Origin of the sequence: Kosakonia sp. 1610 (genome assembly GCF_050435845.1) — a bacterium.
Lineage (GTDB): Bacteria > Pseudomonadota > Gammaproteobacteria > Enterobacterales > Enterobacteriaceae > Kosakonia > Kosakonia cowanii.
This window is the reverse complement of sequence record NZ_JBNDKZ010000001.1, coordinates 896,079-917,202: the sequence shown is the minus strand read 5'-3', so window position 1 is coordinate 917,202 and position 21,124 is coordinate 896,079. Positions and strand designations below refer to the sequence as shown.

Here is a 21,124-nt window from a genome sequence, read left to right as displayed (position 1 = left end):
GGTGTCGTGTAATTAATATACCGCGAATTTTATTTACCAAATTAATTACGTTAGTTATAAAACTATTTAACCCCTGCAATAACAGACCTACCTCCAGTGTATTATCATTTTTAAATATTGCGTTCACATTTCTATAATTACCGGTAACATAACTATTACTTGGCTACGCCTGATGACGTGAGGCCAAGACAGATAAAAACCATTAATATCAATAATTTAATCAAGAATTACAGTGCATACCCGTTAAATAACAACACAAACATTTAACATTTTCCTGATTTTCTGGAAATTAACCACATCATTCATAGTGGGTATTCCAGATATTAAAAAAAGCACCTATCTTTTCGTTTTATTGATCTTAATCAAGAGAAATCCCATCGTCAGGGGCAATATAGAAATAGACTTATTTTGTTATTTATTGCCGATCGTTTTTGCGATAAATAAAGATCAGCGGAATAAGAGAAGATGATTTTAATAACTAAAATATCTTTCGAAACTAAATAAATCACACTCGCTTCCACGATCAATCCGAATTCTTAACTACTTGTAGATGCTCACTATGAAAGAGAAAACTCCAACCCCAGCTTCTGCTACTGCAGAGCACACAAAGGCCGGTAATAAAAACCGCCTGGTGATGATGGCGTTGCCCATTATCGTGGCCATACTGTTACTGTTCGTTCCGGTGCCAGAAGGCTTACCGCCTTACGCATGGCACTATTTTGCTATGTTCGTTGGCGTCATTGTCGGCCTGATCTTCGAGCCGCTGCCGGGTGCCGTGATCGGCATGACGGGCGTGGTAGTAATTGCGCTCTGTAGTCAGTGGGTGCTTTTCAGTCCGGAACAGCTGGCAGACCCGAAATTCAAGCTGGCGGGCCAGTCCTTTAAATGGGCAGTCAGCGGTTTCGGCAACTCCACCGTCTGGCTTATTTTCGGCGCATTTATGTTTGCCGCCGGTTACGATAAGACCCAGTTTGGTCGCCGCCTGGCGCTAATCCTCGTTAAATACCTGGGTCGCCGCAGCCTGACGCTCGGCTATGCCATCACCTTCGCCGATCTGCTGCTGGCACCGTTTACGCCCTCTAACACCGCACGCAGCGGCGGGACCATCTATCCGATTATTGCCAATCTGCCGCCGCTGTATGGTTCAAAACCGAACGACCCGAGTGCGCGCCGCATTGGTTCTTACCTGATGTGGGTGGCGATCACCGCAGCGTGTATCACCAGCTCCATGTTCCTTTCTGCTCTTGCGCCTAACCTGCTGGCGCTGGCGCTGGTGAAAAGCATCGTTGGAATCAATATTTCATGGGGCACATGGTTTATCGCCTTCCTGCCGCTTGGCCTGCTGCTGATTCTGACTATGCCGCTGCTGGCGTACTGGTTCTACCCGCCTGAAGTGAAAGTGAATGATGAAGTCCCGCTGTGGGCGAGCCGCGAGCTGGAGAAGCTCGGCAGAATGTCCCGTAATGAAATTCTGCTGCTGGTCTTTGTCTGCTGTGCACTGCTGATGTGGATTTTCGCCGCCGACTTTATTGAACCGGCACTCGCCGCCCTGCTGGTTGTGGTGCTGATGCTGTGGACCGGTGTTCTGAGCTGGAACGATATCACCAGCAATAAACCGGCCTGGAACACCTTTGTCTGGTTCGCCACGCTGGTCGCGCTGGCTGATGGCCTCTCATCCACCGGCTTTATTGCCTGGCTGGGCAAAGAGGGTGGACTGCTGATGAGCGGCATCTCTCCGGGCATGGCAACCATCGCTCTGCTGCTGGCGTTCTATCTGCTGCACTACCTCTTCGCCAGCACTACGGCACACACCACAGCGCTGTTGCCGGCGATGTTGACCATCGCAGCGACCATTCCTGGCATCAATATGGAAGTCGTTGTACTGGTGCTCTGCACCTCACTGGGTGTCATGGGTATCATCACCCCATACGGCACGGGCCCAAGCCCGATTTACTACGGTAGCGGATACCTGCCGACTAAAGATTACTGGCGTCTGGGTACCATCTTCGGTGCCATCTTCCTCGCCGCCCTGCTGTTGATTGGCTATCCGTGGATTACCATGATGTTCTGATTCATAACCGTCGGGCTTTCCCGGCGGTTTTATTTTTGTGGAGTAATGAGCTATGTCGAACAAACCGTTTGTTTATCAGGATCCGTTCCCGCTGGCAAAAGATGAAACGGAATACTATCTGCTGAGCCGCGAGCATGTCTCTGTCGCAGAGTTTGAAGGTGAGCAGGTGCTGAAAGTCGAGCCGCAGGCGCTAACGCTGCTCGCACAGCAGGCTTTCCACGATGCCGCGTTTATGCTGCGCCCCTCCCATCAGAAGCAGGTTGCCGCCATTCTGACCGACCCGCAGGCAAGCGAGAACGACAGGTATGTCGCCCTGCAGTTCCTGCGTAACTCTGAAATCGCGGCCAAAGGTGTACTGCCGACCTGCCAGGATACCGGTACGGCAATCATCATGGGTAAAAAAGGCCAGCGTGTCTGGACCGGCGGCGGCGATGAAGCCGCGCTGGCGCGTGGGGTATATAACACCTACACCGAAGATAACCTGCGCTATTCACAGAATGCGCCGCTGGATATGTACAAAGAGGTGAATACCGGTACCAACCTGCCCGCGCAGATCGATCTCTATAGCGTCGATGGCGACGAGTATAAATTCTTGTGCATTGCCAAAGGCGGCGGTTCGGCTAATAAGACCTATCTCTATCAGGAGACCAAGGCGCTGATCACCCCGGCGAAGCTGAAAAACTATCTGGTAGAGAAGATGCGCACGCTGGGCACCGCGGCCTGCCCGCCCTACCATATCGCCTTTGTGATTGGCGGGACTTCCGCTGAATCAACGCTGAAAACCGTGAAGCTGGCGTCGACCCGCTATTACGATGGTCTGCCAACCAAAGGGAATGAGCACGGTCAGGCATTCCGTGACGTTGAACTGGAACAGGCATTGATGGAAGAGGCGCAAAACCTCGGACTTGGCGCGCAGTTTGGCGGGAAGTACTTCGCCCATGATATCCGCGTGATCCGCCTGCCGCGCCACGGTGCTTCCTGCCCGATCGGTATGGGTGTCTCCTGCTCCGCCGACCGTAATATCAAAGCGAAGATCAACCGCGACGGGATCTGGATTGAGAAAATGGAGGCTAATCCGGCGCAGTATATTCCGGAAGAACTGCGTCAGCAGGGTGAAGGCGATGTGGCGAAAATCGATCTTAACCAGCCGATGAAAGCGATCCTCGCCCAGCTCTCCGCCTTCCCGGTATCGACCCGCGTTTCGCTTAATGGCACCATTATCGTGGCGCGCGATATCGCCCACGCGAAGCTGAAAGAGCTGATTGATAATGGTGAAGAGCTGCCGCAGTACGTAAAAGATCACCCGATCTACTACGCAGGCCCGGCGAAAACGCCAGAAGGTTATGCTTCCGGTTCGCTTGGCCCAACCACCGCAGGGCGTATGGATTCCTACGTTGACCTGCTGCAATCCCACGGTGCGAGCATGATTATGCTGGCAAAAGGCAACCGCAGCCAGCAGGTTACCGATGCCTGTGCCAGACACGGAGGTTTCTATCTGGGAAGTATTGGCGGCCCAGCTGCGGTGCTGGCGCAGCAGAGCATTAAGAGCCTGGAGTGCGTTGCGTACCCGGAACTGGGCATGGAGGCGATCTGGAAGATCGAGGTGGAGAACTTCCCGGCGTTTATTCTGGTGGATGATAAAGGGAATGACTTCTTCCAGCAGATCCAGAACAAGCAGTGCGCGGGCTGTAAGCAGCGGTAAGTAAAATGTGAGAAAACCCTGGCGAAGTTTCGAGCTGGGGTTTTTTATTGCGTCAATAGCAGTGGGCGTTTAGCGGCGCTTTTTTGGGTTAGTGTAATATCTTATTGATCATTGCTAACCATCAGCAGCGCATAAAGTGTAGCGATGTAGCGATGTAGCGATGTAGCGGGCGGGCTGCTGCTCTTTATAACTGAAGACAAGTAGCGTTTTCCCTTGCCCGCCCTCACAACAGTGGGTCAGGTACAGAAGCGACCCCATTGGCGTGGAGTAGCGGGTAAAAGCCTCAGGGTTGAAGGTGATGGCTTTGATTCGGCTTGCCACAGCAACCTGGATTTGCTCAGGCAGCCGGGCAAAATCCTGGCTCTGGTAGAGATCCGGCTCAATCTCTTGCTGACAACGCGGGCAGAGCAGCTCGACACCTTGATTGAAAAAGCGTGTTTCCACACCATCGTGCAGCATGACGCGTTTCTTGATGAGCTTGTCGATTTTCATCTTCATCCCCCCTGCCCGGCGTGTAAATAATTCAGAAAGACTATTCAGTCATTATCTGTACTGATATTAATCACATTCACTTTGCCGCCAGTGACATCGAAAGCGATATTTTTGCGCTCCAGTGAATACATAATCCACTCTTCGCCGTCGCTGTTAGCGGTTTCGCCGGCACCGTAATGCTCAATCACACTCTGTTTCGCATCGCCAGGCGCAACGCCGCGCGCGGTGTGCAATGTTGGGGAGTGCAGCGTTATCTGGCCGATGACGTAACTGTCAATACTTTTGCCACGCTGCTGCCAGTCGATATTGGCACTGTAGATATCAAAGCCTGCAAAAATGTGGCGATAAAATTTATAATTTTCATCACCAAACGGCACCTCACCGACAAAATCCTCGCTGACCTGTTTCCCTAACGCCGCAAGCAGATTACGATCCCAGTTCTGCCCAAGGGTGACTGTCTGTTTATTAATTTCAACCGTGAAGTCATTTTCTGCCAGCGGCGTTTGCGCCGCCTGGGCAGATAAACCAAACAGCAACACAAAAACAGGGAATATTCGTCGCATCAACCTTTCCATAATCAGTCAAAAGAACCGCTATTTAAGCCAGCTACCCGCCTGGTTGACAAGGGTTTTACCAGCCTGCGTCACCACCAGTTTCGGCGGGTTGTAATCCACCCGGTAAAGAACATCGCCATTATGGAATTCTGCGCCAGTGACGCGGTTTGCACCATCCAGCCGTGTTTTACCATGCAGGCTAATCTGCTGGCTGTCACGGTTCCGTGCGCCGATGTATAGCAGATCATCGCAAGGCGTGGTGAACTCACCGCAATTATTACGGATCGCAATCATAAAATTATCTGTGCGGATAATTTTCGTGGTCGCGCCATTGTGAACAGTCTCTTTAACCAGGGCGTAATTTTCCGGAGCATAATAGTCGCCGCGTTCGGGCGGCTGCGTAAGATGCCACGCCATTTTGTCACCATGAATAACCAGTGTGGCTTTGCCGTTTTTACCGCCAAAGCTCGAATCAAACGTAACAATAGCAGTGTCGTTATCAACTTCGCCGCGCAGGTTATTGTGTTGTTCTTCCGGGCAATCGATGCGGTTACCACGCTGAGTAATAAAACAATACGACCCGGTAATTTTGTTACTCTGCTGTGATAATTTCAGCGTAAATGTGGACTCGCTGCTTTCACTGCCGTGCCACTGCCCGGTAAAATCCGTTGCCGACGCAGCGCTGGTGCAGCAGGAGAACAAAAAGCTCGCGGCGAAAAAGTAGAGCCTGTAGTGAAGTGAATGTCTACCCATAGCGTGCGTTAGATCCTTATAAGCATTCCAAAAAACCTGTAAATTCTTAAGGCCCGTAAAAGAACATCAGTATCGACAAGTCGTCAAGGTCGGCTTTCAATAAAGCAATTTTTCCCTGCGGTCTTAATGACAAATAATTCCTTTCATAAGAAAGGTCGACGGATGTTCCCGTGCCATGGTCATGAAGGCTTCGATATCCAAGGGGTTTTTAAGTGCTTAGCAGAGGAAATTGTGCAGCGCTTCGCCCTCATTACGGGTTAAGTGATTCATGACCATTTTCTCGTTAAAAGTGAAAGGCGCAGCAATACTGCAAACGCCTGTGCAATTTAAGAGAGTAAACTTTTCACTCTGCTTTATCTGCTTAAAGAAAATCTTTATCCGGGGCGCGGTCAAATAGCTCACCCGCAATATTCGCAATCCGTTCGTGCTGAACCAGTTTGTCTTTCCACTCTTGAGGGATACCCGCGTAGCCGTATAATGCCCCGGCAATTTGTCCGGCTGTAGCCGCAACGCTGTCGGCATCGTCGCCCAGATTTGCCGCTAATAAAATCGCATCACGGAAATTATCCGTATTCCAGACCGCCCACATCGCCGCTTCGAGCGTGTCGATAACGTAAGCACTGGAACGAATCTGATCGCGCGTTTTTTGTTTGTACTCACCGGCATTAATGATAAGCACACGCGAAGCGAGCGGGACGACATGTGGTGAAAACGTTTTTTCTTTGTCATAACCGTAGATTAAATGATTCAACAGCAAACCAAGAAAAAAACAGGCTGAAAGGGATTCGGTCGTACCGTGCGTTGCCTGGCTTTGCGCCTGAGAATCAAACCATATTCCGCGTACAGTTTTGCGGCGAAATATAGCCACCGGTGCTTCACGAACTAATGCTGCATTACCTGCAGTATTTTTCTCTGTATTACCCATCCACGTTTCACCATGCATGAGGTATTGCTCAAGCGCAAAACGGGTCGTGTTGCCGATATCAAAGCAGATGCCATTGCTGCTATTCTCCCCCCGCTTATACCAACGCACAAGGCGATTGCGAAAGTCGGTGACATCCAATGTATTATTTTGCAGATACGTTTCTGCAAGGCACAGCGCCATGGATGTATCATCAGTCCATTCGCCAGCCTTTAGCCTGAAGGCCCCACCTCCTACCATATCGCTCACCTTGTAACGATCGCGTGGCTGAAATTCCAGCGTCGTCCCCACGGCATCACCCACCGCCAACCCAACTAACGCACCGATAGCCTTATCGCGGGCATTTGCAATAGATGTGATAAGCGGGCGCCCTTTATCCCAGGCATCATATTTAACGGCGGCAGGATCGGCAGCTTCAGTCAACATTTTGCGGACGTTAATGGGAAGGTAGTGAAAATACCGATCGGCATAATTACTGATTGTTGAGTCATCTGCATGCAAATCGATCATTAGAGTTCCTTTATGTGAATTTGGGTGATGCCGGCTTCATTACTATGGCTGACTACTTCAAACTGCGTATTAGTTTTAAACAGTACTTCTGTCTCCGTCGCACTAAATTCTGATATGAAATCGATTTTCCTACCTGAATAACCTTCTACTTTCATTTGAATTGGCCCTTTAAAAGCGTTATCCATATCGCTACTCACAAATGCTCGATCAGAAACAGTATTACCAGGCTTATATTGACTCAATACTTCATCAGGCAAGCTATTCATACCACGGAATGTTACCCCATTATGAGCCGGAAGCTTATCCAGACCGTCATTGATATGTCGGGCGAACGCTTCAAGTTCTGGTGTAAGAGGTTTGGTGCCGCGCAGAGCAGGGTTAATCATTTTATAGCCTGGATCGGTCGTATAACCATGTAGCGCGCCAACTTGATCATCGGTTAATAGTTTAGACAAATGTGGTGCTTTACTGTCAATCAGATCCCGTCCCCGAGCAATCCATTTACTCGCTCTTGCTTCACCCACGGCCTCTTTCAGGCTCATCAGCGGCTTTTCCGTCACAACAGGTTTGACCGCTACGGGTTCAGTAACAAGTTTACCAGCCCGCCAGGCGTTAAATTTCGCCCCACCTTTGACGCCCAGACCGCCGCCAAGGAGACCGCCAAGCAGCATGCTCCATTTTTGACCATCGCTGCCCTCACCAAAGATCTTACCGCCGACATAATTACCGAGCGTTCCTCCGGTCATCCCCCCTGCGGTGCCAAGGAGTGCTATAACTGGCCCGGCAATCACGGCGAGTGCGCCAGCACCAACTCCCAGCATCACCCAGTTAACCCACTCAGGGATCTCCGGGCTGATTTCATCTGTTTGTACCTTTTCACCACCAATAAAAACATTGGCGGACCCCTGGTAGATCTCTGCGCTACAGGTTAAGCGATCGCTGATGCGCGCAGCTGGATAATTATTGATGTAGACCTTTATCGATCCTTCTGCGACGCGCTGGGGTGTGCCGCTGTGTTCATCGCATTCACCGAGCGATAAATGCGCACGAATAGCCTTGCGGCTATTGATAAAAACATCAGGAGACCCCTCTTTCAGCGTCCCGGTAACGTGCCTGGGTGCCCATGACATACTGCCAAGGACTTCACCCAGTCCGCCCCCTGCGCAGGCACTGGCCGCAACGGTAGAAACGACGACCAGGGCAGCACCACCAGTTACCGCTACGGCAGCTACGCCCAGCAAAGCGCCACCGATAAGACCTGCAATCATCCAGCCTTTCGACGCCGTATGAGCAATGGGATCATCGACACGCGCGGCTTGGTACTCAGCCATGATTCACATCATCTCTTCCGCGCGCAAGGAAACGCCGGACACCTTCTAAGGAATCCAGCCCGGCAACACCCTCAAACGCTCGACAGGCAGATAACTGCTGCGCCAGATGGTGTCCGCCCGTCTGCGGAAGTGTCCACAGCGCATAGCGTACCGGCTCACTTCCCGGTACGGCAGCAATCCTCAATGCCTGCCCATCCTGAGCATAAATCAAAAATAAGCCTTCCCGGGCACGCTGCAAAGGCAAGTGCTGATAGAGAGATTGTATACCGTCAAAAGATGTTAACTGCTTCGTTTCTGTATCGAGAGCAAAGAAGATCCGCTGATCGTCAGCAAGTAACATTTGCTCTGGCTCTGCTTCTCGCTCACGATGGAATTTGATGCTGTGGATAATATCCTGATACTGGCGCTGGTAATATTCACTAAAGTCATCAGGGCACGTGCCAATATAACAAACAATTTTTTTGCCAGTGGGTTGCTCATCCAGTAAAACCACAGTCTGGCGCTGAAAAATAACAGTACCATCGTTTTTAAATTGATAAAAAAGTTCGATCGCGGGTTCACCATCAATAATGACGGGTTGCGACAGCTTAAGCTGAAACTCCTGAACTGTAATTTCCATTTCGCGTAAAATCCGTGCAGCCACAGCCTGGATATTTTCTTCTTTTTTGGCGCTAGCTCGGGATACAACGAAAGTAAACTCATTTGCGCCATTATCATTCAGGGTGAATAAATTCATGGTGCGATCTTTGAACACATCTGGCAGCGCAAGCGTCGCCTCCTGGAGAATATAATCAGCCATTCTTCTATCCCTTTACTGATTGCTGTTAGTAATAAAAAAATTTTCAACTTCTTGTTGTATGGCGCTTTGATGACCTGAGCCGGGTGCGACTATAGCTGCCTGCCCCTGCTCCGGGTTTAAGTGCAACTCCCCGCCTAAGGTGTTTATTTGCGCAGTTTGTTTGACGGTAAAATTAAAATTATTGCCAACAATATTAATATTTCCATCGTTGGTTAATTCGATGGCGCTTTCACCGCACTCCAAACGCAATGAACTGCCTGCAGACAAAGTGAATGAATTGACGACTTTATCGTGCCTGTCGCTGCCGGTTAAATTCAAGGTATTCACTTTTACGCCGCTCTTTTGATCTTTCATTACTCGCAGTGTTTCGTTTTCACCTACAAATTGCGTATGATTTTTTTCTATAGTATGTGTTTCATCATTCTCCACATCTACATCCAGATTTCGCTCCGCATGCAACCACACCTGCTCCTCCCCCGCCTTATCTTCAAAGCGCAGGGCGTTGGCGTTATCCACCGAGCCATCTTTTGAGCGGCTAAGGAAACCCATCTGTGTTGCGGCAGCGGGCAGTGACCATGGCGGCATGCTCGCTTCGTTGTAGACGCGCCCGGTAACAATCGGGCGGTCCGGGTCGCCGTTGATGAAGTCAATCACCACCTCATCACCCACGCGCGGGATTTGTACCCCGCCGAAGCCCTGGCCTGCCCACGCGCTCGACACGCGCACCCAGCAGGAGCTGGTGTCGTCCCCTTTCGCCTGCCGGTCCCAGTGGAACTTCACCTTTATCCGGCCATATTTGTCCGTCCAGATACTCTCGCCCTGCGGGCCGACCACTTTTGCCGTCTGCGGGCCATGGGTTTTCGGCCACGCCGTTACCGGTGCCGGGCGGAACACCACTGATGAGGGAATGACGGTGAAGTCGGTGCGGTGCACCGTCTCGCCGTCCGACCCGCTGGCGTAGCGGTTCTCCTCAAGGAAGTAGTTTGCCTCGGTGGTCAGGTACTCGCCGTTATCGCTGAAGAACGGGGCGTTATAAAGTGCGAAGGTGTGGCCGGGCGCGATACCCGTTGCCGTGGCGGTGGCCTGAATCTGCTGGTGCTCCACCTGCCACCGCTCCTGGCGGATGCGGGCGTAATATTCGCCGTGACCGTGCTCGACAAAGCGGCCCGGCCAGTCATAGACGTCAATGCTCCCCGGCTGCGGCGAGGCCGGGTTCTGCCGGGCCTGGAACAGCCAGGCGTTTGGCTTGCGGAAGTCGTAGTCATCAAGGCTGTAGATACCCGGCGTCACGCTGTCCTCCAGCGCCCACTGGCTGATACCCTCTTCGCTGGTGCTGCCGCCGGACGGCGTCGCGTGGTAGGGAATGGTTTCGTACCCGCTGAAGGGCTGGTGTTCGGTGGCGGCGTCCGTCAGCACCATCACGTGCCGGTCGGCTTCGTGACTGAAGTGGTAGGCAATGCCCTCAAGCTCCATCAGACGGCTGATGAAGTCAAAACTGCTCTCCTGGTACTGCACGCAGTAGCCCCAGCTCCGGTAGCTTCCCGTCAGGCGGTCCTCAAGGTTCACCTGGTATTCGCCAAGCAGGGTTTTCACAATCTGCGGCACCGTCTGCTCCTGGAAGATGCGCAGGTTGCGGTCGCGCTTCATTGGCCACACGTCCGGCTCCACCGTCAGCCGGTAGACTGCATACCGCGTCCCGGACATCTCCGTGGCGCTCACCGCCACGCGGGTGATTTTGCCGTTGAAATGGCGCATGCCGCCGGCAATCCCCTGCGTGGGCACATTCACCGTCACCGGCTGGCCGAGCAGCTGGCTGCGGTCGATTCGCGCGTCGGTGCCCAGCACCGTCAGGGAAAAAGCAAACGCCTCCGAGAGCGCCTCGCGCCCGGAGAGTTTCCAGAAAAGCAGGCCGTCTACCGGCAGCTTGACCGTGATCCTGTCTTGCATGATGCTATCCTTAATGAAATATCTTATTCGGAAAATGTTTACCTGCAGACACACAATATCTTACGAGTTGGAATTTCAGGCTTTGAATAATTTTCCGAAATTGCTGTTATATAGGACTAACTGAATTCGCCCGGGCACCTACCACATAGCTGGCTAATTTTTGACCCGCAGCAGGTTCGACCAGCAAAGTGCTGGCTGAACGCTGAAAAATATCCGTTTTTCATTACTGAACCGATAAACACTTCAACAAAATAATTGCTAAGACCCAGGGATGGCACTGGCCTGAGGCGCCATATCCGGGAGCGTTTTTCCCTCAAGCTGGCTTGCCCACTGTTGAATATCCCTGTCGATGCCGTCATTGGGATGATTAGTACGATAATTCACAACACTATCGTCAGGCAAAACCCATGCTGCCGACAAACGGCCATCAGGATAGATAACAAACGCCGAGGCGTTCTCCTGAGCAAGATGTTGCATCCAGCCAGAAACAAACAGGCCCCCCTGCGCAGTATGGTGCGGCTCGCCGTAAACATCGAAATTAGAAATGAAAGTGTCGTACTCATTCCCCAGCAGCTTTTTAAGCTGTGCAACGACGGCTTTGTCGGCAGTAATGCCTTCCACCGTGTCTAACTTATCGTACTGGTTAAGCTGAAGCGCGGCTGAAGCATGAGGGAGTGTAAATAACAGGCAGGTTAATAAAGCAGCGTAATATGGCACTTTGCCAAAGGCGCGACGGTGATATGACATACTCTTTCCCTGACAACCTAAGTTGATTCTTATGATGTTTTAATTGCACCCATCAAAATACATCACAGGTGGTGAATGAATCTATAAAAAGCGATTGAATGTCGACGGTTAAGCGTTACAAAGCGCACTGGAGTTACACGTCATCGGCAAAATTTCGCACCGTCATTCCCTTAAGACAGGCCGGTTCGGCATAAGGAAAGGCGAAAGCTGTCGCATTACCGTTTTTATCTAAAGGGGTGAGCCAGGCAAAATTTTCATTAACCGAGTGCCCGTGTGGCGCGCTAAAGAGCTTTAGCTGCGGGTAAATCTTTCTAACGTCTGACAATAAAATACATACATCACTCACGTCATAATGAATGATAAAAACCTTCGGTGGATGCTTATGATCCAATCGCACAGCGAGATTAAAGAGAGTAACCCCGCCATTAAACGTTAAAGGTTTGGTTGTCAGCCAGTACTCATTGGCCGGATTGAGACGAAAAAGCGGATGCCCCACAATCGGCTCAACGGTATTCACATCCTGACCGATGCTATCTTTGAGCTGATCTGCAAAGTCATTCAACGCTTTTAGTTGTACAACATTGTCATATGATGAAGCGTGAGCAGAGAACATTGTTAAAGCTAATATCGGGATAATATTAATAAGTAATTCTCGTTTCATAAGTTAATATCCTTTTCTGCTTACAGTTGTCATAATATTTTATTGTTATCACATAGCGGTAGAATTAGTCACTTAATTCTCAGAAATCACCGACATGCGATCTACAACCACATCTCTGATATACAGAGCATGACACCGAGGTATATTTCCCAACATATAACTTTTCCTTCTGGCATCAAAGCATAAACTAAGTATCGTCACATATTAACTGCCTGCCATTACTATCCTTAACAAATACCATTGTTTTTCCAACACTCCCTGTTTTTGCCAGATATTTGTTTACTGCCTGCCACGCATCTATCGTTATTAATATAATCATTTCTTTATGATTTTTAACTAACCATGAACTTTTTGGGTTTTATCTTCAATGCGTAAGGACATCTCCACTACTGGGTTATAGTTTAAAAAAGACCTGTTTGTTTCAAAGATAAAACCGTAGCGCCAACCTCTTTACCATCAGCAACAAAGCGTTTTTCGCTGGTTTGAATTTTCTTTAGCTTATATTTAACGAAGTTGTGAAATAAAAACATTACCGCAGCAAAAAATATAATTTTTAGTAGACATGAGTACTCTTCTCGCTAAAAGGCAAGCAATCTAAACTTATTTAAAAAGTATAGGGGAATACTATACTCCTCTCGACATCCCTAAATAATTCATTCACCCCTGACGTAAAGCTAAAGATTTACCCAATAAAAACAAACACAATATTATTGTCATTCAGATAGTTTATTTTGACTTCCTTACCTGGCTCAAGCAGACTCCTATAAAAAAACGAAATAGTAATAAGCGAATTCAGTAACAACTCCATTGCCCATGTTACCAACCAGAGTGATTTGGGCACTGATTTTTTTGCAGATTTAAACTGTATTTATTAAGATCCTAAAATGATTGGCTTATCATAAATTACAATATTTCTGGGATTCTTCGGATCATACTTTAGAGTGATACCGTTACCAGCCTTATAACGATCAATTTCATCAAATGATAGTGCCTGCTTCACGGCAGACTCAACTTCTTGTCCATCGTAGGTTTTAAAGCGAATTGTAATTTGATAAATAGGTTTATTACCGCCCCATGAGGAGGTCTGGTGTGAGGAAATAATATCGCCTTCTACTGCAACGCCCTTTTTCGCCACATGACTCTCAACGAAGCCGTTCTTAATTGTTGGGATAATTTCAGTAATAAGCATTCGTAAAAATGCGAATGTACCTATACAAATCAGAAGTGCATTAGCACCACTCGAAATTATATCAATCATTATCAATCCAGTAGGTTCACTTATAGTACAAACCCTGTCCCGATCAAACATTGCGGACAGACTCCACACAAATAACGGGAAAGCTTGATGATAACAAGCCTGTTATTTGTTATCATGCTGGACTTATCTCTGTCATATAAAACAATATTATCTAAATCAGTAAAACCATGCTCTATAAGCAAATCCTTGTCCAGATAGAGATATTCTGTTGTCATGCCCTCATCTGGTCTGATAATTGTAACTTTTACTACCTCAGGAATTTCTCTACATGCAATAAGTGCGTCATTTATTAATCTGGAAACCATTATATAACGGGGGGTATCATGAAGAGTGCATAATGAAAACATACTATCAAATCCCTGTGTCCGTCTTGCCATTTTCTTAATCCATTTCTTTTAGTTTGAAACTCAAGTTCTCTTCTTAACTTCACATTGCCGGAACCAGAAGCCCCAATATATTTTTGTAGATTATTTTAGCTTCTTTTTTGATACCTTCCTTTCTGGATTCATTATCTTCACCCCCTGCCTTGAAGACAGTGTAAATTAGCCAACCAAAACTAAAGTCGAAAACAATGTTCCATATTATTGAGTTTGACAGACGTTACCCTAATATTATTATCATTTTCATCTTAGCTGGCATTCATTAATAGTGAATATAAAATTCAGCACAGGGGTTACTTAAACGTTACATCATATCCGTTACCTAACGAGCGACTTGATAAACTCATAAAATACTAATAACATCTGCAACTGGATGCATATGCAATATCATGACATTTCACTCTTCACATTGAGCATGTTACGGGAGGGATCCGTTTTCAGATAGACAACCGGCACCTTTGCGCCTACTTTGTAATTACACAAGTCCATCGTTTTAATTACAGTACGCGCATGTTTATTACGGTAAGTTGCGCCATCCCAATCATTAAATTCATAATCTAGCTCGATATTAACAAGGCCAAGTTTCGAAGGCGTATCGGGCACTATTTCTGTAATCGTCGACTCAACATACACTGGATTGCTAAGTATTTCTTTTTCAAGTCTACTATTCTTATAATTACGAATAATTATTGATAAAACGACGGCAACAATAACAGCAGGAAAAATAAAATGCAAATATTTTAAATAAATCATGGCGCTAACTCTTTTACTAAGTATGGATGTTTTCAGTATAAACCTATCAAGTACGACTCAGTCTAACCTACCAAAAGGAAAATACTGGAATTATTCTCTAAAGAATACACTTTATTTTTAAAGGTAAAAAACCACAATCACGAGAAGCTTTTTTAGAAAATAATAAACGCGAAATTAAACCTATGATTGCACATTAAAAAACGCATAATGATAAAATATTCTACCATAGCTAAAAAAACCTAACAGATGGATTACAGGGTTTTATTTTTAAACAACAAATATGTAGCTCTTACCATCGATGTACATTATTTTTATTTCAATTCCAGGCTGTATTCCCGGCACGCTGTTGATACGCATCATCACTCCAACTAAAAAGTCAAATAACTTACCGTTCAGATTGATTTTATAATTACCGCTAAACTCAATTGAGCCTGGCCGTATGAAAAATGCAATTCTGAAGATTTATTTATCTAAAAGCCCTTTTGTCTCCTTCAAAATATTCCTTGAAGAATCTGTTCTAAGATAAATAACTGGCAAAGGTGCACCAACCTGGTAATTACCCAAGTCCACTGTTTTTATAACAGTTAAGACTTTCTCTCTTGTAAGGGTTGTGCCATTATGATCAACAAAAAAATAATCCACAGTAATATTTACCAGCCCGTTTGTAGTGGGCGCACCTGGCATTACAGCCGTAATTTTGCCATCAACATAGACACCGTTCCTTCTAATTTTCTTTTCTAGAATGCTATTTGTGATAGACCTTAACACCATAAATAAAAAGACACTTATGAAGGCCACACATAAAACATAATTGATGTATTTCCAGTACCCCATTAATAGCACTCGCTTACTCATCATTGTTATAGTTGATTATTTAAGCACCAACCAACCCCTTGACTTTATCGTAAATCACAACTACAAAAAAAATCATTAACATTTTTACTTGTTAAATATAAACGCAATATTATTATCATTCAGATATTTTATTTTAATTTCCTTTCCCGGCTCAAGCTGACTTCCATAAAAAGTCGAAACAGTATCCTTACCTTCAACCAGTCTCTGTCCATCAGGAAAATCAACCCAAAGGGAATAACGCACGTTTGAACTGCCACCATCATTAGAACTCGTTTCACGCATAGAAATTATTTTAGCGTTGAGAACAATACCATATTTTTCTATTCTGGCATCTTTATAGAAAAGCCATCCAATCCAAGAAAAAGTACCAACCAGCACAAGCGGACCCAATATTGACTCTATTTCCATCTCCTGTTGTACCTCTGGCTATTTTATTGCTAAGAAATTTTTAGGTGCCCATTAAAATTATAACAAACTGGCAAAACTTGATATTGGGTAAATAATTAACAATGCAGTTAATTAAATTGCAATTCCAATACCCCGCCAAAAAATGTGGACAGACACCAGGCAAATATTGTCAGGGCGCATCAGAAGATACTGATGCGCCTCTAGTTTTAATAAAATTGCTGTGTGTTTGATGGTCGGATTAAGGTGCCAGCATCAATACCTTGAACTGGCTCGGCACGATGCGCATGCCGATTGCATTAGTGGAGTTTTGCAGGCTTACACTGGTCAAGCGTGTGGCCGGCGTGCCTTTCAACAATACGGTGAATGCGCCGGTCAGGTGACGTGATGGCCCCATTACGGTCCCGGATGCAACGCCGGTCGCCACGCCCGGGTTGTCGCCGTTGGTAAGCGGCGTGACCGTCGCCATATTATGTGCGGGCATCCCCATAAAAAGGATATTCAGCGCATTCGGGATAGCCGTTGGCCCAAGCGCAATATCCGGATAGGGAATGGGCGTCGGAGCAGGCATCGGCGTCAGGCAGACATCCGGAAACGCCAGGTCAACGCCCATCAGCTGGCAGTTAGCAAACATACTCTCTCCTTAACCCATATGGATCTGTTCAGAATCGACTTTGGTGATCGCTTTTGAAGTGATTACCGTGTTCTGCGCATGCATGCGTAGATAATCTTCTGCTTTCATATCCAGCTGCCCGGCACGCACATGCTCCATCTGGCGCGTGGTGCGAAATAGCTGCTGGCTGATTTGCGTCACCGTCTGCCAGACCGATTCCGCCCGCTTGCCGACAATGCGCGAAAGGGATACCCATGCGGAGATCTTGTCGCCGCTGTAATTCATCTCGCTGATATGACACTCCCCTTTTGCCGCACTGATATTAAGCGCTTCACTGCTCAGGCTCAAAGCGCCCTGGCTGGCAATATGCAGATCGCCCTGTACGCTTAGTTCTGCGGCAGAGGTCGGGTTCTGGCGCTCCAGCACCGCGAGCAGCCACATCTGGTTATCGACAGCGCTGATTAGCACCGTATCGCCCGCCTGCGGAGCGATGACGCAGCTCACGGCGCGACGGCAGTGCCAGCCGCGGCCTTCGCTTTCAACCATCAGGCTGCCATCCTCAAAGCAGTGAGTGACCTGTGCGGAGAACTGCCCGCTGGGGATCGCCGCCATCAGCAGCTGGTGATTAATATTCGTCATAATGAGTCTCCGTATATTCTGCTATGGCGTTCGGCGCTCCAGGCTTCCGCCGCCAGTAACTCTTCGTCATATTCAAGGATGCCTTTACGATCGGCAAAGCGCGCGTTGTCCTGCCGGGCGCGATGAAAACGGGTGCGCGAAAAAGTCGCACCGCGAAAATCTGCCAGCCGGACATCGGCGGCAGAGAAGTCCGCATAGGTCAAATCACACAGGGTGAACTCCGCTTCCTGCGCGGTCGTCTGCTGCAGGATGCTCTGGAAGAAGCGGCTCTGCTTAAAGGAGGCCTTATTGAGCGTCGCGCCGACAAATATTGCCTGATCGAACAGACTCCCCTGCGCCTGCGCTTCGCTTAAGTCCGCTTCCATAAACAGCGCCTGCGTAGCATTCACGCCGCGAAGCTGTGCCTGCTTTAATGATGCGCCTTTAAAGTTACACTGCGTAAGCTGTGCGCCGTTGAAGTCAGTGCCATCAAGCTGGTTATCGGTAAACTGACAACCGGTGAATTTATGCTTTGCATAGTGCTTGCCGCGCTGGTCGCAGTTGAAAAAGACCGTGCGCTCAAACTGACTCGCCTGCAGATCGACATCACGCAGATCGATACCAAACAGCGTAGTCATCAGATTAGTGCAGTTATCGAGCTTCGCTCCGCCAAGCGGGGTCTCATAGAAAGTGGAGCGATCGAAGGTCGAGCCGCTAAACAGACTCTGCTCCAGCGCACAGCGCATAAACTGGCTGGTATCGCTGCTTATGCGCGAAAAATCACTCTTTGCCAGATTGCAGTCATTAAAGACGCAGCGAGTCAGCGTTGCGCCGCTGGCGGTAATGCCCGCCATCTCGCACTGGTTGAAAACCGTCTCTTCCAGCAGGGTTGCTTTAAGGTTTGCGTCGCTCAGCTGGCATTCGGTAAAAACGCTCTCTTTGAGGTTCGCACCTTGCAGGTTCGCCCCCTGCAAGGACACCTCCTGAAAAATCGCCCCGGAGAGATCGCAGCCCTGCAGATCGAGGTCGTCGAGGCTGAGTTCCATGATCGCTTCGCCGCCCTTAATTTTCTGCTGTAGCTCTGCGGCCGTTAATCTCTTCATATCACCTCCCCGTCACGCTTCGGCAATGTTTTAACCCGTTTGGTATAAGCGCCCTGGAGCTGCGTCGTCTCGCTGGTAAAAGATTGCGACAGATCGGCACGGAACAGGTTGGCGAAGCTGAGATCGGCCCCTTCGAGGCGGCTTTTCTGCAACATCGCGCCCATCAGATTCGCCTCGTTAAGACGTGCGCGGCGAAAGTCGGTACGAATAAACATGCTGCCGGTGAGAGTTGCACCGCTAAAATCTGCCGCTTCGCACTGCGCCTCGCTGAGATCGCTATTATTGAGCCTGGCCCGGGTAAAGCGCGCGCCGGTTAACACCGCCTGACGCAGGTTGCTCTGCTTAAGATGTGCACCGCTGAAATCTGCTCTTGCAAGCGTGCCGCCAGACGCCACCGCGCAGGTCACAAGCGTGGCACCCGTAAAATTCGCCTCTTCCAGCTGACTTTCGACCCATGAGCAACTCTCCAGCTGTGCTGCGGCGAAGCTGGCATGCTGAAGCTCGCATTTAATAAAGCTGGTTTTATTCATCACCGCATGGCTGAAATCCGGCTTCGGTAGCGTCAGCTCCATAAAGACGCCGCTATCAATAGTGGCGTAATTAAAGCGGCACTCACTGAAGCCTGTCTCGCGGAATAAGAGATTATTCAGGCGGGCATGGCTGAAGTCACACGTGTCGAACAACGCGCCGGTCATCTCAGTTTCATTGAACTGCACGCCCTGAAAGCCGGTGCCTTTACACTGCGCCAGCGCCAGGCTGGCCTTGTCGAGGCAGCAGTCGCGCAATGAGGCATTTTGTAAATCGGCGCGCGCCAGCATCGCCTGAGTAAAGTTCGCGCCATCAAGCTTACATTCGCTTAAATTCGCGCACTCCAGCAGGGTGTGAGTAAAGTTTGCGCCGCTCAGATCCATGCCGGAGAAGTCGGCCCCGGTTAAATCGAGCCCGCTAAAGTCGCCGCCCTGCGCCATAGTGCGTTCGGCGCGCTGGCGAATAATGAGCGCGATATCGCCGGTCAGTTTTATTGCCGGCGGCTGTTGCGCAGCGGACATCAAGTACATCTGATGCAGCGCTTCACGGCTTTGCGCCAGCTTCTTCTCGCTCATCTGCGAGGCGTTGCGCTCGAGCATATCATTCATACGGTGCATCGATTCCGGGCCGCGCGGGCGATTTTCATCGCTTGCGGCGTCAGGATATTTTGCTTCCATCTCCGCTTTACGCGCCTCGGCCTGCTGCTGCATTTCCGCCGCTTTACGCTCCATCTCTTCAATAAACTCAGGCAGTTCATCAAGTTTGGGCAATTCAGGTTCATCAAACGCTTTCATCAGGTCACTGACATCGCCGCCCTGCGCCTCCAGCCGCGCCCGGTGCTGCTCACGCAGTTGTGTGGCACGCGCATTCTGGTTCTCGCGCATCGGGCTGTGATTTTGCTGCACCTCATTGTCGATCCACGGGCCGATAGCCTCTTCCGGCACCAAATCTTTTTCACGGAAGGCAAACAGCGCACCCTTCTCTTTATCGAGACGCTGAGTGAGGACTTTGCGGTAGTGATTAACGGAGCGTGTCGCACCCGTTTTTTCCAGCGCCGGCATCAGGTGCAGCACATCGGCGGCATCATCTTCGTTGATCCGCTGGTTACCGTGCCAAATCAGCACCATCTGCTCGAGGTGGGGGAAGAACCAGACGGTGGTGGCACGGAGCGCGATCTCCTCAAACAGGATCTCCTCCCCGCGCTGGCGCTGAATAAAGCAGCGTGCCTGCCACGGCGGCAATGTGCCTTCCTGCACCGGCTTCTGCGGGTGCATGTTCCAGATGCGCCAGGCGGCCTGCGGCGACAGCGAATCACGCTCCTCCCACCACTGATCGGGGCTGGCGGCATTGAACACGCGCCAGTCGATGTCCGGGGCAAAACCGGGGAAATCATTCTGCAGCCAGCGCGCATCATAGTTTTTGCCCATCCGGCGGAAACGGCGCGGCCAGGTGAGATCCAGCGGCCCAAAGCTTGCCGGCTCGGGTTTCATGCGCGGCGACACTACGCGCTGTTGCAGCGCTTCGATATTTGGCAGGCGACGGAACTGTGTGCCGTTATGGTTTTCCACCACCGCGCCGATGCCGTGCGGGTTCTCTTCATACCCTTCACCACCAAACGCGCGGCTCCAGTCGAGGCGCATCTGTTCAAACGGTTTCGGTGCGGTCGCTCTTGAGCCTGCCCAGTAACGATCGCCAGTAACGGCGAGGGTTTTAGTCAGCGTGTCGACTTCGATACGAACCGCGCAGGCTGTTTTATCCTGATGGTGCTGCGTATACGCGTAACCGGTAGCAAGAAACTCAGCGCGCGCCTTCGGCATCGCCATATCGAGCACGCCGCCGCTCGTTTGCAACTCGCTGGCCGCCAGTTGCCAGAGTTCAACTTCGGGACGAAGCTTTGGCGCAGCACTCATATCAGCCAGCGCCATCACGGCAACGCCCAGATGGTTCTGGCCCTGCAAACGGAACGGACGGTTTAACACGCTTAGCCGCAGCGGTTTGATAATCTTCATATAACTTCCTTTGGAAGATTAAGAGTGGTGTTGGCGCCTGAGAAAAAGGGTTATTTCAGTACGCTCGGAAGAATATGTTTATTTTGTGTGGGATCGCTGCGCAAATAAACGAT

Annotated in this window: 20 protein-coding genes; 2 read left to right on the top strand and 18 right to left on the bottom strand. The window is 49.4% G+C overall.

Annotated features, from left to right (window positions below; all coding sequences use genetic code 11):
- Nucleotides 1-559: 559 nt before the first annotated feature.
- Entirely contained in the window at nucleotides 560-2,071 is a 1,512-nt protein-coding gene (locus ABIC80_RS04440; protein WP_429175695.1) for an anion permease, read from the top strand.
- Nucleotides 2,072-2,123: 52 nt separating this feature from the next.
- Nucleotides 2,124-3,773: a class I fumarate hydratase FumA gene (fumA, locus tag ABIC80_RS04435; RefSeq protein WP_429175693.1), complete on the top strand. Its 1,650-nt coding sequence runs from the start codon at nucleotides 2,124-2,126 to the stop codon at nucleotides 3,771-3,773.
- Between the two features lie 114 nt (nucleotides 3,774-3,887).
- On the opposite strand, the gene ABIC80_RS04430 is transcribed toward fumA, so the two are convergent.
- From ABIC80_RS04430 to ABIC80_RS04345, 18 genes are all read right to left on the bottom strand, one after another.
- A complete protein-coding gene (locus ABIC80_RS04430) occupies nucleotides 3,888-4,265 on the bottom strand; it encodes a hypothetical protein (protein WP_429175691.1) in 378 nt (125 codons plus the stop codon).
- A 44-nt stretch (nucleotides 4,266-4,309) separates the two neighbouring features.
- Complete coding sequence (locus ABIC80_RS04425) at nucleotides 4,310-4,828, bottom strand: hypothetical protein (RefSeq protein WP_429175688.1); 519 nt, start codon at nucleotides 4,826-4,828, stop codon at nucleotides 4,310-4,312.
- 30 nt (nucleotides 4,829-4,858) lie between these two features.
- Entirely contained in the window at nucleotides 4,859-5,572 is a 714-nt protein-coding gene (locus ABIC80_RS04420; protein ID WP_429175687.1) for a hypothetical protein, read from the bottom strand.
- 361 nt (nucleotides 5,573-5,933) lie between these two features.
- The gene (gene tri1 / locus ABIC80_RS04415; RefSeq protein WP_429175685.1) at nucleotides 5,934-7,004 is read right to left on the bottom strand and encodes an ADP-ribosylarginine hydrolase Tri1; all 1,071 of its coding nucleotides are present in this window, start codon (nucleotides 7,002-7,004) and stop codon (nucleotides 5,934-5,936) included.
- Nucleotides 7,004-8,335 (bottom strand): PAAR domain-containing protein, encoded by a 1,332-nt coding sequence (locus tag ABIC80_RS04410; protein ID WP_429175682.1) that lies wholly within the window; start codon nucleotides 8,333-8,335, stop codon nucleotides 7,004-7,006. The genes tri1 and ABIC80_RS04410 overlap by 1 nt, the downstream gene beginning before the upstream one ends.
- Entirely contained in the window at nucleotides 8,328-9,134 is an 807-nt protein-coding gene (locus ABIC80_RS04405) for a DcrB-related protein (RefSeq protein WP_429175679.1), read from the bottom strand. The genes ABIC80_RS04410 and ABIC80_RS04405 overlap by 8 nt, the downstream gene beginning before the upstream one ends.
- A 12-nt stretch (nucleotides 9,135-9,146) precedes the next feature.
- Complete coding sequence (locus ABIC80_RS04400) at nucleotides 9,147-11,081, bottom strand: type VI secretion system Vgr family protein (protein ID WP_429175677.1); 1,935 nt, start codon at nucleotides 11,079-11,081, stop codon at nucleotides 9,147-9,149.
- Nucleotides 11,082-11,339: 258 nt separating this feature from the next.
- Entirely contained in the window at nucleotides 11,340-11,828 is a 489-nt protein-coding gene (locus tag ABIC80_RS04395) for a hypothetical protein (RefSeq protein ID WP_429175676.1), read from the bottom strand.
- Nucleotides 11,829-11,961: 133 nt separating this feature from the next.
- Complete coding sequence (locus ABIC80_RS04390) at nucleotides 11,962-12,489, bottom strand: hypothetical protein (protein WP_429175675.1); 528 nt, start codon at nucleotides 12,487-12,489, stop codon at nucleotides 11,962-11,964.
- A gap of 871 nt (nucleotides 12,490-13,360) precedes the next feature.
- On the bottom strand, nucleotides 13,361-13,747 hold the full coding sequence (locus ABIC80_RS04385) for a DUF3592 domain-containing protein (RefSeq protein ID WP_429175672.1): 387 nt from the start codon (nucleotides 13,745-13,747) through the stop codon (nucleotides 13,361-13,363).
- A gap of 20 nt (nucleotides 13,748-13,767) precedes the next feature.
- Nucleotides 13,768-14,124, bottom strand: a complete 357-nt coding sequence (locus tag ABIC80_RS04380; protein WP_429175670.1) for a hypothetical protein — start codon at nucleotides 14,122-14,124, stop codon at nucleotides 13,768-13,770.
- Between the two features lie 390 nt (nucleotides 14,125-14,514).
- Complete coding sequence (locus ABIC80_RS04375; RefSeq protein WP_429175667.1) at nucleotides 14,515-14,880, bottom strand: hypothetical protein; 366 nt, start codon at nucleotides 14,878-14,880, stop codon at nucleotides 14,515-14,517.
- 462 nt (nucleotides 14,881-15,342) lie between these two features.
- Complete coding sequence (locus ABIC80_RS04370) at nucleotides 15,343-15,714, bottom strand: hypothetical protein (RefSeq protein ID WP_326900803.1); 372 nt, start codon at nucleotides 15,712-15,714, stop codon at nucleotides 15,343-15,345.
- 105 nt (nucleotides 15,715-15,819) lie between these two features.
- Entirely contained in the window at nucleotides 15,820-16,143 is a 324-nt protein-coding gene (locus tag ABIC80_RS04365; RefSeq protein ID WP_429175665.1) for a hypothetical protein, read from the bottom strand.
- A 238-nt stretch (nucleotides 16,144-16,381) separates the two neighbouring features.
- A complete protein-coding gene (locus tag ABIC80_RS04360) occupies nucleotides 16,382-16,774 on the bottom strand; it encodes a DUF4150 domain-containing protein (RefSeq protein ID WP_007371701.1) in 393 nt (130 codons plus the stop codon).
- Between the two features lie 9 nt (nucleotides 16,775-16,783).
- Nucleotides 16,784-17,392 carry a DUF3540 domain-containing protein gene (locus tag ABIC80_RS04355; RefSeq protein ID WP_429175662.1) on the bottom strand — a complete coding sequence of 203 codons (609 nt, stop codon included), beginning with the start codon at nucleotides 17,390-17,392 and terminating at the stop codon, nucleotides 16,784-16,786.
- Nucleotides 17,389-18,474, bottom strand: coding sequence for a pentapeptide repeat-containing protein (locus tag ABIC80_RS04350; RefSeq protein WP_429175659.1), 1,086 nt, complete (start codon nucleotides 18,472-18,474; stop codon nucleotides 17,389-17,391). Before ABIC80_RS04350 ends, ABIC80_RS04355 begins: the two co-directional genes overlap by 4 nt.
- Entirely contained in the window at nucleotides 18,471-21,011 is a 2,541-nt protein-coding gene (locus ABIC80_RS04345) for a DUF2169 family type VI secretion system accessory protein (RefSeq protein WP_429175657.1), read from the bottom strand. Before ABIC80_RS04345 ends, ABIC80_RS04350 begins: the two co-directional genes overlap by 4 nt.
- Between the last annotated feature and the right edge of the window lie 113 nt (nucleotides 21,012-21,124).